The following is a 13,259-nucleotide window of genomic DNA, read 5'->3' as shown; positions in this document are numbered from 1 at the left end:
GCCGAGGCGCTCGCCTTGGGTCCGGCACTGGCCGGTCGGCGCACATGAACATGAACTACGGGCCCTTGTAACGCGGGGTGACTGTTCACAGAGTCGGCCCCGTCCCGGTCGTAGGAAGTGACCGTGACCGTGCCGGTGCCGTGACCGCCGGACCGCTCCCTGGGGCCGGTTCGCAGGGCGGTCCGGTGCATGGTTCGGTGTCCAGTCGGCCGACGGTCAGCGTGCCGCGGCCGGTCACTTCCTCACGCGATCGTGGTTACCCTCGGCGCCGAACTGGCCGCTGTCGGCCCTCGTCGCCTCAAGCTGCCGCCGGTTCCGGGACCTCTGAAAATGCCGGCTCGCTGGGTGTTCGAACGGGTCGCTTGGAGACCCGCTGGGCGGCTTCCTCGGGCTCGTTGGCGTCGGCCAGGGCCCACAGCCAGGCAGGACAGGTACAGCGCCAGCTCACGGGCGTGGGCTTGGCCGCGCGAACGGGGCTCGTCGGCGTCGAGGTCGTGGTGAACCGGCCGGCGCCGACGATGACTTAGAAGTGGCATGGCCGGTGATCGCCGCGTCCGGGTTCCGTGGTGCGCCGGGGATGGTGCCCGCGTACGCGTTCGACGCCGTGCGGGAGGTCCACCTCGCGTCGTTGGGTGATGAAGGGCCGGCCGAGCCCCGTTGCGGAGGGATCTTCGACGGCCTACGCTTACTGATATGCAGTATATTGGATATGGGTCGCTCAGAGAGCGTGCCGCCGCGGAGATCCGGGCTGCGATCGTGCGTGGTGAGCTGGAACCGGGCGCCGCGATCAAGGACGCGGAGCTGGCGAGCAAGCTGGGCCTGTCCCGTACTCCGGTGAGAGAGGCTCTGGCCAAACTGGCGGACGAGGGACTCGTCGAGAGCAAGCCTTACAGCTACACCAGGGTGACCCCGCTTACCGCGCAGTCGGTTCGTGACGCTCTTGTCGTCGTGCAGGCGATGCACTCCCTCGCCGCACGCATGGCCGCGCCGGAGACGACGTCCGACGACCTGGCCGCGATGCGTGCGGCGAACGAGGCGTTCACCCAGGCGCTCGAGGCGAACGATGCCGCCGCGGCGCTGGCGGCGGACGACCGGTTCCACGCCGTGGCGGTGCATCGCTGCGGCAACTCGGCCATCGAGGCGACGATCGACCGCTTCACCCCCCTCGTGCGCCGCGTGGAGCACCAGCGCTTCTCCTCGCCCGCCGCGCGCCACTCCGTGGTGCAGCACCAGCAGATCATCGAGGCCTGTGAACAGCGCGACGGCGGGCTGGCGGCCCGCCTGGTGGACGAGAACTGGAGCACCTTGCTGCAGGAGCTGTGAACGAGTTGTCGATGATGTCCGGTCCTTGCCGGTCCACGAGCTGGACCGGCTGACCGCGTACCTGGGTGGGTGTGCTGACGTAGAGCGCCGTGGTCCGCGGGATGTGCCGGCGAAGCCCGCTACGGAACTCGCCCAGCTGCGACAACAGCGCTCGGTGCCCGGCGAACAGATCCCCGGCCGTCTTGGGGACAGCGTCCGGGCCATCGGCCACCGCGAAAGCCGCTGACCATGACCGGCGCCGGCGGGCTGCCCGGGTGTCCACTTCCCTGCGGCACCCGCGCCGCAGGGAACCACCGATCGCACTGGGCCGGCTCGCCCGCCTGATACGTGGTCCGCGAGACGCGATCGATGGGCTTGTACTGAGGGCGCAGCAACCGGCCCGGGTCCTTGAGCACCGTGATCGAGCGGGTCCATCGGCTCGGCGATCACTGTGGCCGGCATGCGGGAACCCCTTGAGCGGCTCCCGGATCTGCGGCTCGACCGGATCCACGATCGCCCCCTTGCGCGACCGCCTGAGTCCTCCGGTCGCCAGGTCGGGCTCGCGGGCGGTTCGCCGGGCGGCACGGCCGCCGATTTCCCCTTGATCACCCTCCAGACGTCACTGAAGGGCGTCCACACTCACCCGTCGCCGGTGTCCGCTCCTGTGGCGGCGGCCGACACCGGGCACTAGCGCCAATATGTAATATCCAATATATTAGCTGCACTTCAACGGATTCGGTGGCTACGTGGTGGCCGGATGCGCCGATCCTGCTCGATACCGCTCCGGCGACACCGGCGCGGAACACGGAAGGACAAGCCTCATGACCAGCACCGGTCAAGAGATCAAGAACGTCGTGCTGGTGCACGGCGCGTTCGCTGACGGTTCGGGATGGCGGGGGGTGTACGACAGGCTGACCGCGCGGGGCTACCGGGTCACGATCGTGCAGAATCCGCTCACCTCGCTGGAGGACGACGTCGCGGCGACCACCCGCGTGCTCGACCTGCAGGACGGCCCGGCGATCCTCGTCGGCCACTCCTGGGGCGGCACGGTCATCACCGAGGCCGGAGTGCACCCGAACGTCGCCGGCCTGGTCTACGTGTCCGCGCTGGCGCCTGACGCGGGCGAGACGACCGCCCAGCAGTACGACGGCTTCGCCCCGACACCCGACTTCGTCGTCGACGTCGGGGACGACTACTACGGCTTCATCAACCGCGACAAGTTCAAGGCCGGTTTCGCGGCGGACACCAGCGACGCCGACGCCGCCTTCTTGCGTGACTCGCAGGTGCCGATCAACATGGCGGTCTTCTCTACGCCGGTGAAGAACGCCGCCTGGCGCGACAAGCCGAGCTGGGCCGTGATCGCGACCGAGGACAAGGCGTTCGACCAGGCGATGCTGCAGCACATGGCCAAGCGCATCGGTGCGGAGATCACCGAGGTCTCGGCGAGCCACGCCCTGTACGCGACGCAGGCCGGCACCGTCGCCGACGTCATCGTCACCGCCGCGCAGAACGCCATCGGCTGACAGGCGGCCGCATCATCCCGGGCCGGCTCGCGTTCCTCGCGAGCCGGCCCCGAATTCTCGGAGCGTGAGCCGGATGTCCGTCATGCCGTTTCAGGTGGCGCTGTGGATCGAACTCCTCGCAGCGGGACTGGGTGGCCTCCAAGGCGCCCTGTTCGCTGCGGGAGAGCGGCACCGCCGTATCGACGTGCTGGGCGTCGTCGTGATCGGGCTCGCCGTGTCGCTCGGGGGCAGCCTGCTGCGCGACATCGTGCTCGACCAGCCGCCCGTCGTGCTCTGGAAGAACTGGTACCTGCTGGTGGCCGGCGCGTCGGCGATCCTCGGCATGGCGCTGCAACCGGTCCTCGCGCGGGTCGACTGGCTGATCACCGGGCTGGACGCGGTCGTGATGGGATTGTTCGGCGCGATCGGGGCCTCGAAGGCGCTTTCGCTCGGTACCGGTGAGGCGGGGGCGCTGGTCGCGGGCGTCATCGGGGCCATCGGCGGCGGGATGCTGCGCGACATCATCCTGAGCCTGCCGATCTCCTTCCTCCAGGTCGGCACCCTCTACGCGGTCGCGGCCGGTGCCGGGGCCGGGATGTTGATCGTGCTCGTCGCGTTCGGCACACCGATCGCGATCGCGGGTCTCGTCTGCGTGGGCGTCACCACGACCTTGCGTCTGATCGCGATCCGCTTCGGCTGGACCTTCCCCGAGCAACGCGCGTTGAAGGCCCGGTAGATCGGCCCCTGCTGCGAGGTTTCGCCGTGCCGGTCCAGCGGACGAGTGTGGCGGTGGCGGGTGGCGCGCTTCGGGTGCGCGGATGCTTCCCGGTGACGCACGTGCATCACCTTCGATCACCTTCGATCGATACACTGGTCGCCACGCGGTGAGGAGGGCGATGGGCACCGCGAACGGCTCTGGTGAGCGGGTGGCGGACCGCACGCGTGGCCCGCTGCTCGGACATCGGGGATCTGCGACCGCCCGCGAGGAACCGGCCCGCGTCCTTTCGCCGCCGGATGCGGCACCGCCGGCGCGGACCGGCATGCGGGGCTCGCGCAGGCGGGGAGTTACCGAGTACGGGTGGAGGTTGGCGAATGACGGTGTCCGACTCGGCCGCACCGCTTCCGGATGAGCGGCGGGCCCGAGTGATCGAGCTGCTTCGGAGACGTGGTGTCCTGCGGGTCACCGAGTTGGCGTCGGAGCTCGCCGTCTCGGCCATCACCGTCCGCCGTGACATCGCCCTGCTCGCGTCCCAAGGCCTGATCCGGCGCGTCCGCGGCGGAGCCGCCCTCCCCGGCGCGACCGTGGCATCGGGCGCACTGATCGGTCGGTTACTTGAGGGTTCACCGTCTCCGGAGCCGATGCCGGTCGCGGCCGGCGAGGCCGGAATCCAGGCGACGGTCGGGATGGTGGTGCCGTCGCTGGACTACTACTGGCCGGACGTCGTCCGGGGAGTGCGTGAGGCCGCGGCCGCCTCCGACACGCGCCTCGTCCTGCGGGGCGCGACCTACCAGGCCGCCGATGAGCGGCGTCAGCTCACCTGGCTGGTGGATTCGGTGGGAGTCGACGCCCTGCTGGTGGCGCCGACCACCACGGGGGAGGACGGCGAGGCGTTGGTGCGCTGGCTCCAGTCCATCGAGGTGCCCGTGGTCCTCGTCGAGCGTGCCGCCGTCGCCGGGCCCTACCAGGAGGCGATGGAGTCGGTGGTCAGCGACCACGTGTACGGGGCCGCGATGGCGGTACGGCACTTGGCCGCGCTGGGGCACCGGCGCATCGGAGTGGTCACCACGATGGACAGCCCGACGAGCCCGCATGTGCGGCGCGGTTGGCGACAGGCCTGCGAGGAACTCGGCCTGGGGCTGGAAGACGCCGTGGATGTCAACACGGTCGACCGCAGAGCCCCCGAGTGGCCTCACGCGCTGGACGACCTGCTCGACCGGTGCGTCACTTCCAGGACGACGGCGCTGCTCGTCCACTCCGACCCGGAGGCCATCTCCCTGGTGGACCGCTGTCAGGAACGCGGCATCCGGATACCGGCGGATCTCGCCGTCGTCGCGTACGACGACGAGGTGGCCGAACTCTGCGACCCTCCGCTGACCGCGGTCCGTCCGCCCAAAGCGGCCGTCGGGCATGCGGCTTTCGGGCTGCTCGCGGCGCGCTTGGCGGACGACGACGCGCACCGCCCCACGCACCGTGTCGTCATCGAACCCCGCCTCATCATCCGCTCGTCCTCAGCGTGAGGGATCCAGTCTGTCGACCTCGCCATCCGGCCAGGTGACGACCGCCACAGAGTCGTCCCAGCACACGGCCGGCGACTTCCCGGGTTCGGGTCCGCCGAGGAAGACGGCCGCGTCGTACCAGCTGTGCGGCCGAGCCGGGCCGGTCGTGGCGCACCACGGGATGCGTATCCGGGCCGCGAGCGGCGAGGCGTCCTCCGCGGACATAATGCCGGACGTGTTCAGCCCTTCCCCGCCTACGACCCGCGAGTGTGCGGTGTCACCCGACACGGTGGCCGTTGCCGCCAGGGCCGTACCCGCCCCTGGCAGCGGCCATCCGCCGACGCGGAGCACGCCCTGCTCGCTCCCCGCCGCGGACACCTGGATCAGGCGTACCTCCCAAGGACCGCGCACGACCGAGATCGTGTGAATCCACGGGCCCAGGCGCACCTGACCGGCTCGTCCGTATCCGTGGTCGGGGTTCGCCCGATCGGGCTCGATCCAGTGCGCCTGCCACCGGGACGCGCCGACGAGCGTCCCCGAGGGCAGGCGATCGACGGTCAGGGTCTCGAATCCGGTGCGGTGGCTGGGCTCGCCGTTCGCCGTGAGGATCACGGCCGACTGGTCCAGCGGGTGGCCGGCGTGCTCCCCGGCGAGTACGGGCGAGGTGGCCGTCGAATAGCCGAGGCGCGCGTACAGCGGGGAGTCGGTGAGGGCGGCTCCGGGATGGGAGTGGTCGGTGCCGTGGTTGGTCACCCGTACGATGCCGTCCGCACGCGTCCCGCTCACGAGCCAGCCGGGCGAGCGTACGACGAGGTGGTAGTCGTGGGACTCGACCGGCAGGGGCTCCTCGACCGCCGTCCAGACCGGGTGGTCGGCGGGGAGGGACAGTCCCAGGAAGCCCTTGGCGGCCCAGTACGGTGACCCGGGTCCGGAGTAGGACTGGGCGATCGGCCGCCACGGGTGGTGCCAGCCCAGCGTGAGCAGGCCCTCGTCGTCGGGCGCCCCGTGGTCGGCGAAATGCCGGGCGATGCCGGAGGCGGCGCGGCGCAGGACACCCGGCGAAGGGGTCACGACGCCCGCCCGCGCGCCCAGCCAGAACTGGGCCGCGGCGGCGAACCGGTAGGTGAGGCTGCGGCCCTGGACGAGGGGCGAGCCGTCGGCGCCGACGAGGTGGACGGCGTCGCGCAGGTATCGCTCCAGCCGGCGCAGGTAGACCGGCCGCCGCACGTCCGCGGCGGGGTCTCCGGCGGCCATCTCGGTCCAGATGAGCGGGTAGAGGTGCAGCGCCCATCCGACGTAATGGTCGTAGGCGCGTTCCGCGCCGTCGGCGTACCAGCCGTTCTCCCGGGCGAATCCGTCCGTCAGCGCGAGCCCCGCCTCGATGTCCTCCCGCGCGAACGGGCCGCCGACGGAGGCGAGGAACTGCTCGACGACGATCTGGAACCAGATCCAGTTGATCGGCGGATAGTGCGCCCCGATCGCCGGCGCCAGGTACTCGACCACCCGCTCCTGCACCCTCGGTGCCAGGCGGTCCCACAGCCACGGCCGTGTGAGGTGGAGGACCAGGGCCAACGACGCGGCCTCGACCTTGGCCTGGTCGTGCTCGTCCAGCCGCACCCAGCGCTCCGGCGAACCGGGGTCGGTGCCCGCGGCCAGGCCCTTGGCGTACCACTCCATGAGGTTCAGCGGATCATGCCCGTTCTCTCCGGCCACCCGGAATCCGGCGGCGAGGAACGTGCGCGCGAACCCCTCGAGCGCGTCAACGTCCGGACCGTAGCCTCCGGGGGCGCCCGGGAACGAGATGTGGGCGTGAGACGCCGAGGCGTGTCGACGGGCCGCCAGCAGGACGCGGTCGGCGAGCGCCGCCCAGTGCGCTCTGGTCCATCCGGTGAAGGGGGAGAGCTTCAGGTCGTCGAGCTCGCGCAACGTCCGCATGTCCTTCCGCCCGGCCGTCGTCGAATGCGACGCCATCCACGCGTCTGTGTGACGTTCACGTCACCGGCAGCTGACGCGATGGTGGCATGCGGGCCTGACACGGTCAAGGTATGTGTGATCGATGCGGGCACATATCGATCGGTTCAGACCGATGCGAGATCGGCTCTGATCGTTGTGGCGCCATGCCCGGTCTTGACGCGCTCAACTCGATCGCGTTGACTGCCGGGTGATGTCCTGCCCAGAAGCCACGCCCCGGTTCTCTGCTCGCGTCCAGGGGGCCCTCATTCAATCCGACAACGATCGAGCCTTCTGATCAATCCTGATCAATAAGGTATTGACGTGATTGAAGTGAGCGGACATGATCGGCCTGCTGGTAACCGCTTTCCGGAAGGATCGCGAGTGACGAACGGACGACGGCCGCAGGCCCTGCTGGTCATGGATCCCGTGCACTTCACCATGCAGTTCCAGGAGCCCCAGCTGCGCCGGTTGCACACCCTCGTGGAGCTCGGTGATCCGGTGGCGACCGGTGATCTCGACACGACGCGTGTACGGCGCCGGCTGCGCGAGGTCGAGGTGCTCGTGACCTCGTGGGGCTGTCCGTCGCTGACGGCCGAGCGGCTGTCCGACGCGCCCCGGCTGCGGGCGATCTTCCACTGTGCGGGCACGGTGCGCGGCTTCGTCACCGATGAGGTCTGGCGCCGCGGCATCCTGGTCACCAACGCCGCCGACGAGAACGCCATCCCGGTCGCCGAATTCACCCTGGCCGCGATCATTTTCGCCGGCAAGAAGGTGCCGTTCCTCGCACAGGACGCGCGCGTACATCGGCAGGACTGGTCGTATGCCGGGCGCCGCGGAGAGCTGTCCAACCGGGGGCGGACGATCGGCGTCGTCGGCTTCTCCCGAGTGGGGCGCCGGGTGGTCGAGCGGCTGCGCAGTCTGGAGGCCGACGTGCTCGTCGCCGATCCCTACGCGGACGCGGCGCAGGTGAGCGCTGCCGGCGCCCGCCTGGTGCGGTTGCCCGAGTTGCTGCCGCGCTCCGACGTGCTCACCCTCCACGTGCCCGCGCTTCCGTCCACCCGCCACCTCATCGGGGCAGCCGAGCTGGCTCGGCTGCCGGACGGGGCCACGGTGATCAACACCGCGCGCGGCGTGGTCCTGGACACCACGGCTCTGGAGCGCGAGTGCGCCCAGGGGCGCCTCGACGCGATCCTCGACGTCACCGACCCGGAGCCGCTCCCGGCGACCTCACCTCTGTACGACCTGCCCAACGTGATGATCACCCCCCACGTCGCCGGATCCCTCGGATCAGAGACCCGGCGCATGAGCGAGAGCGCCCTCAGCGAGCTGGAGCGCTACCTGTCCGGTCAACCGCCCCGCGCGGTCGTGACCGCAGACGAATTCACGGTCAGCGCCTGACCTCAGCGCAGGAAAGGAAGCCGGAGAAATGATCGCTTCGAACTCGGTGGGAAGGGCCCAAGGGCGACGCCGCTTCGTCGGACGCACAGCGGTCGCGGTCGCGCTCGCCTTGGCGGTGACCGCGTGCGGAGGCGGTTCCGGCGACGAGACGGGCGATGGAAACGTCACCCTGACCGTGGCCGTGTGGAACCTCGCCAAGACCCCCGAGTTCACGGCGCTGTTCGACGCCTTCCAGCGGGCGAACCCCGGCGTCAAGGTCAAGCCGGTGGACATCCTCGCCGACGATTACCCCGACAAGGTCACGACCATGCTCGCGGGCGGCGACCAGACCGACGTCATCACGATGAAGAACGTCACGGACTACGCGCGCTACTCCAGCCGCGGGCAGCTCGCGGACATCACCGATGCGGTCACGTCGACCGACACCTCGAAGCTGGCCGGCCTGCCCGCGTTCAACGTGAAGGACAAGTACTACGCGCTGCCGTTCCGGCAGGACTTCTGGCTGCTGTACTACAACAAGAAGTACTTCGAGAAGGCGGGCGTCACGATGCCCTCCCAGCTGACCTGGGACGAGTACGCCAAACTCGCCCGGAGCCTCACGCACGACGAGGGGGGCAAGAAGGTCTACGGCACCTACCATCACACCTGGCGGTCGGTGGTGCACGCCATCTCCGCCGCGCAGACCGGCGGCGACCAGCTCGGCGGTGACTACTCCTTCTTCAAGGACCAGTACGAGATGGCGCTCGGGCTGCAGAAGGACGGCGCGACCCTCGACTTCGGCACGGCGAAGGCACAGAAGTCCGACTACCGCACGATCTTCGAAAGCGGCACCACGGCGATGTTGCCGATGGGCACCTGGTACATCTCCGGCATCCTCCAGCAGAAGCAGAAGGGCGCCACGGACGTCGACTGGGCCTTGGCGCCGATGCCGCAGCGGCCGGGTGCGACCGGCATGACGACGTTCGGCTCGCCGACCGCCTTCGCGGTGAACAAGCGGGCCGTGCACGCGGACGCGGCCAAGAAGTTCGTGCGGTTCGCGGCCGGCCAGGCCGGCGCCGAGGCGATCAGCAAGCTCGGCGTGGTGCCGGCGTTGCAGAGCACCGACATCACCCAGGCGTACTTCTCGAATACCGGGATGCCCACCGACGAGTTGTCCAAGAAGGCCTTCCAGCCCGACAAGGTCGTGCTGGAGATGCCCGTCAGCGAACACACCTCCGACGTCGACACGATCCTCAATGAGGAGCACGAGCTCATCATGGTCGGCGACAAGTCGATCGACGAGGGCATCCGCTCGATGGGGGACCGCGTGAAGAGCGAAGTGCTCAATTAGGGAACGGCGGCGGGTTCCCGAGGCACTGCGGGCCCGCCACATCTCCGTGAAGAGCAGGAGGTCACGAAGGACGGCCATGGCTCAAGCAATGACCCGATCGGCGCCCGGCGGTTCGCCGCCGAAGCGACCCGCCTGGCGCGGCATCCTCATCGGATGGAGTTTCATCCTCCCGAACTTCCTCGGGTTCGCGCTGTTCACCTTGATCCCGATGCTCGCGGCGTTCGCTCTGGCGTTCCTGAAATGGGACTCGTACAACTCGCCCGAGTGGGTGGGGGCGGCGAACTTCCGGCGGCTGCTGAGTGACGAGAACTTCTACGTCGCGCTCCGCAACACTTTCGCCTACGCGGGAGGCCACATCCCGCTCACGCTGGTGGCGGCGCTCGGCCTGGCGGTCGCGCTCGACCGCAAGTTACGCGGGGTGCAGTTCTTCCGCACTGCGGCGTTCTTCCCGTACATCACCTCGCTGGTCGCGGTGGCCGTCGTGTGGAACATGTTGTTCAACCCGACGGCCGGACCGGTCAACCAGTTCCTCCACGCGCTCGGCGTCGACGATCCGCCCCGATGGGTGGCCAGTACCGACTGGGCGATGCCCGCTGTGATCGTCACGAGCGTGTGGCGGGACATGGGCTACTACATGGTGCTGTTCCTCGCCGGTCTGCAGACGATCCCCAAGGAGTATTACGAGGCCGCCCGGGTGGACGGCGCCAACACATGGCAGCGCTTCTGGAAGATCACCCTGCCGTGCCTGCGCCCCACGACGTTCTTCGTCGTCGTCATGCTGACGATCCAGAGCTTCAAGGTGCTCGACCTCATCGTGGTCATGACCGACGGCGGGCCAGGACGCAGCACACTGGTCCTGTCCCAGCTCATCTACCGGGAGGGGATCACCGAGGGGCGGTTCGGCTACTCCTCGGCCATCGCCCTGGTGCTCTTCGTCATCGTGCTCACCGTGACCGTTGTCCAGTTCCGCCTCAACGAACGGAGCAGCACCCGATGACCGCGCTGCCCGATGCTCCCCCGGCCGTCGCCCCGCCCCGGCCACCCGAGCGATCCGCGCGCCCCCGTTCCCGGGGACCGCGTCTGGTCCGGAGGGCGCTCGCGTACGGGTTCCTCCTCGCGGTGGCCCTGCTCGTGCTGGTGCCGTTCGGGTGGATGGTGTCGTCCTCGCTCAAGCGGAACAACCAGGTTCTCACCGTTCCCATCGAGTGGATCCCGCAGGAGTTCCGCTGGTCGAACTTCATCGAGATCTGGGACCGCATCCCGATGGCGACCTACCTCGGCAACTCGGTCTTCCTGTCGGTCGCCATCACCCTCCTGCAGCTGCTGACAGGCAGTTTCGCCGCCTACGGGTTCGCCAAGGTGCGCTTCCCCGGCAGGGACGCGCTGTTCCTGGCCTACATCGCCACCATCGCGGTGCCGTGGCAGGCGTACATGGTGCCGCAGTACATCATGATGCAGCGCGCGGAACTGACGAACACCTACTGGTCGATCATCCTGCTGCAGGCGTTCGGCGCGTTCGGCGTCTTTCTCATGCGGCAGTACTACATGTCGATCCCGGACGAGCTGTGCGAGGCCGCGCGGATCGACGGCCTGACCGAGTACGGCATCTATCGGCGCCTGATGCTGCCGCTGTCGAAACCGGCGCTGGCGAGCCTCGCCCTGCTCACGTTCGTGAACACGTGGAACGACTACATGGGCCCGTTCATCTACCTGACGAGCAACGAGCTGTGGACCATCCAGCTCGGCCTGCGCTCGTTCGTCGGCCAGTACGACGCCGAGTACGCGATGATCATGACGGGCGCCGTGCTGTCGGTGCTGCCGATCGTGATCCTCTTCCTGATCGGGCAGCGGTACTTCATCCGCGGCATCGCGACGAGCGGACTCAAGTGATGAGCGCCCACCACGCGCGGGCGCCGCGCCTGCTCAGGCCGGCCCGGCAGGAGACCTACGAGAAGCTGTTCTCCACCGTGTACGCCGGGCTGATGACCAACGTCCTGCTCGCCGTGACGTGCGCGCCGCTCCTCGCCGCGCTCGCGATCGTGCGCGATCCACTCGCGTCGTGGCCCTTCTTCGCCGTGCTGTCGGTGCTGTGCGGACCGGCGCTGGTCGGCGCGTTCGGATGCTTCGCCGGGCTGGGGGAGGGATCGACGGACGTGCTGGGCGCCTTCTGGTCCTCCTACCGGCGGGCGGCGCCGCGGGCGCTTCTCATCTGCGCGGGCGGCGCGGCGGCCGTGAGCGTGCTGATCGTCGACGTGGCCGCCGTCGCGCCCACGACGTGGGGACCGGCGCTGGTCCCGTTCTTCTCCACCGTGTCGGCGCTGGTGATGGCGGTGGCCTTCACGCTGCTGGTGCGGCTGGCCGAAGAGCCAGGGACGGCCCGGCTGCGTTCTCTCGTGCTGCCCTGCCTCTACCTCGTGGTGCGGCGCTGGTATCTGTCCGTTCTCAGCATCGCCGTGCTCGGCCTGGCCGTGGCCGTCGTCCTGCTGAAGCCGATGGCGGGCATCTTCCTCATGTGCTCTCCTCTGCTGTACGTCGCCTGGGCCACCATGCGGTTCGTCGTGGCCCCGATCCTCCCGGGCGGCGCCTTCGATCCATGCGACACCGCACGTCCGAATGCGACCGCCGGGGGATCTGATTGACCGCGATGAGGACGCCGCCACGGCTGATGACGGCGGGGATGTGCAGCGTCACCTATCGACCGCTTTTCCCGGAGCGGATCATCGCGCTTGCCCGGCAGGCCGGGCTGGAGCACATTGAATGGGGCCAGGACGCCCACGTGCGGCTTGGCGACGAGCAGGGGATCGGCCGTCTGGGCGAGGCGACGAGAGCAGCGGGTCTTTCCGTCTCGGCCCTGGGCTCGTATTACCGGGCGGGCGTCCCCGCCGATCCGGACGAGGCCGATCGGCTGTGGCGGCAGGTGCTGGCCGCCGCCCGTGCTCTGGGCGCCCCCCGGGTGCGGGTGTGGGCGGGAGACCTGGCCTCCGCGACCGCCGGCCCCGCGGAGCGCCGCAGAACGCTCGACCGTCTGAAGCGGTGCGTGGACGGCGCGGGAGACATCGTGGTCGCCACCGAGTTCCACGCCGGCACGCTCACCGACGAGATCGAATCCGCTCTGTCCATGCTGGACGAGGTTCCCGGGTTGCGGACCTACTGGCAGCCGCCGAACGGCATGCCGGACGACGAGGCGCTGGCGGGTCTGCGGGCCGTGCTGGAGCGCGTGGACGCGGTGCACGTCTTCAGCTGGTGGCCCACGTCCGAGGATCGCCTCCCGCTCGATCACCGTGCGGCGCTGTGGCGGGCGGTGATGGGCGTGCTGGCGTCGACCGGCAGGAGGATCGACGCCTCTCTCGAATTCGTCCCCGGTGACGACCCGGGCATGCTGAGCGGCGAGGCGGCCACCTTGCGACGCTACTTGGACGAGGCCCGCCCTGTGGGGAGCGGTTCCGCGGAAAAGTCCCTTAGGTCGAGGAGGACGGATGGAGACCCTTGGCGTGGTCATGAATGGGGTGACCGGGCGCATGGGATATCGCCAGCACCTGGTCCGCTCGGTTCTGGCG

At 69.4% G+C, this 13,259-nt stretch carries 10 protein-coding genes and 1 pseudogene; 10 read left to right on the top strand and 1 reads right to left on the bottom strand.

Going from position 1 to position 13,259, the window contains the following annotated elements; genetic code table 11:
* Positions 1–693: 693 nt before the first annotated feature.
* The 4 genes from IEY93_RS20730 (at position 694) to IEY93_RS20715 (ending at position 5,042) form a co-directional block, all read left to right on the top strand.
* Positions 694–1,323, top strand: a complete 630-nt coding sequence (locus IEY93_RS20730) for a GntR family transcriptional regulator (RefSeq protein WP_189164759.1) — start codon at positions 694–696, stop codon at positions 1,321–1,323.
* A gap of 800 nt (positions 1,324–2,123) precedes the next feature.
* Positions 2,124–2,825 carry an alpha/beta fold hydrolase gene (locus IEY93_RS20725; protein WP_189164758.1) on the top strand — a complete coding sequence of 234 codons (702 nt, stop codon included), beginning with the start codon at positions 2,124–2,126 and terminating at the stop codon, positions 2,823–2,825.
* A 73-nt stretch (positions 2,826–2,898) separates the two neighbouring features.
* Positions 2,899–3,540, top strand: a complete 642-nt coding sequence (locus IEY93_RS20720; RefSeq protein ID WP_189164757.1) for a trimeric intracellular cation channel family protein — start codon at positions 2,899–2,901, stop codon at positions 3,538–3,540.
* A gap of 407 nt (positions 3,541–3,947) precedes the next feature.
* Positions 3,948–5,042, top strand: coding sequence for a substrate-binding domain-containing protein (locus tag IEY93_RS20715; protein WP_203968387.1), 1,095 nt, complete (start codon positions 3,948–3,950; stop codon positions 5,040–5,042).
* Here IEY93_RS20715 and IEY93_RS20710 read toward each other — a convergent pair.
* Entirely contained in the window at positions 5,034–6,992 is a 1,959-nt protein-coding gene (locus tag IEY93_RS20710; RefSeq protein ID WP_229691313.1) for a DUF2264 domain-containing protein, read from the bottom strand. The two genes, IEY93_RS20715 and IEY93_RS20710, sit on opposite strands and share 9 nt — an antisense overlap.
* A 363-nt stretch (positions 6,993–7,355) precedes the next feature.
* On the opposite strand from IEY93_RS20710, the gene IEY93_RS20705 reads away from it, so the two are divergent.
* The 6 genes and pseudogenes from IEY93_RS20705 to IEY93_RS20680 all read left to right on the top strand — a co-directional run.
* On the top strand, positions 7,356–8,372 hold the full coding sequence (locus tag IEY93_RS20705; RefSeq protein ID WP_229691312.1) for a hydroxyacid dehydrogenase: 1,017 nt from the start codon (positions 7,356–7,358) through the stop codon (positions 8,370–8,372).
* Positions 8,373–8,400: 28 nt separating this feature from the next.
* Positions 8,401–9,702, top strand: a complete 1,302-nt coding sequence (locus IEY93_RS20700; RefSeq protein WP_189164755.1) for an ABC transporter substrate-binding protein — start codon at positions 8,401–8,403, stop codon at positions 9,700–9,702.
* Positions 9,703–9,778: 76 nt separating this feature from the next.
* Positions 9,779–10,699: a carbohydrate ABC transporter permease gene (locus IEY93_RS20695; RefSeq protein WP_203968386.1), complete on the top strand. Its 921-nt coding sequence runs from the start codon at positions 9,779–9,781 to the stop codon at positions 10,697–10,699.
* On the top strand, positions 10,696–11,592 hold the full coding sequence (locus IEY93_RS20690) for a carbohydrate ABC transporter permease (protein WP_189164754.1): 897 nt from the start codon (positions 10,696–10,698) through the stop codon (positions 11,590–11,592). The genes IEY93_RS20695 and IEY93_RS20690 overlap by 4 nt, the downstream gene beginning before the upstream one ends.
* Complete coding sequence (locus IEY93_RS20685; protein WP_189164753.1) at positions 11,592–12,341, top strand: ferredoxin-NADPH reductase; 750 nt, start codon at positions 11,592–11,594, stop codon at positions 12,339–12,341. The genes IEY93_RS20690 and IEY93_RS20685 overlap by 1 nt, the downstream gene beginning before the upstream one ends.
* Positions 12,342–12,346: 5 nt before the next feature.
* A pseudogene (locus IEY93_RS20680) lies at positions 12,347–13,000 on the top strand (sugar phosphate isomerase/epimerase family protein); the annotation flags it as partial.
* Between the last annotated feature and the right edge of the window lie 259 nt (positions 13,001–13,259).

Origin of the sequence: Sphaerisporangium melleum (genome assembly GCF_014646695.1) — a bacterium.
Taxonomy (GTDB): Bacteria; Actinomycetota; Actinomycetes; order Streptosporangiales; family Streptosporangiaceae; genus Sphaerisporangium; species Sphaerisporangium melleum.
Note: the sequence above shows the minus strand (reverse complement) of the source record. Positions and strands in the feature narration are given on the sequence as shown.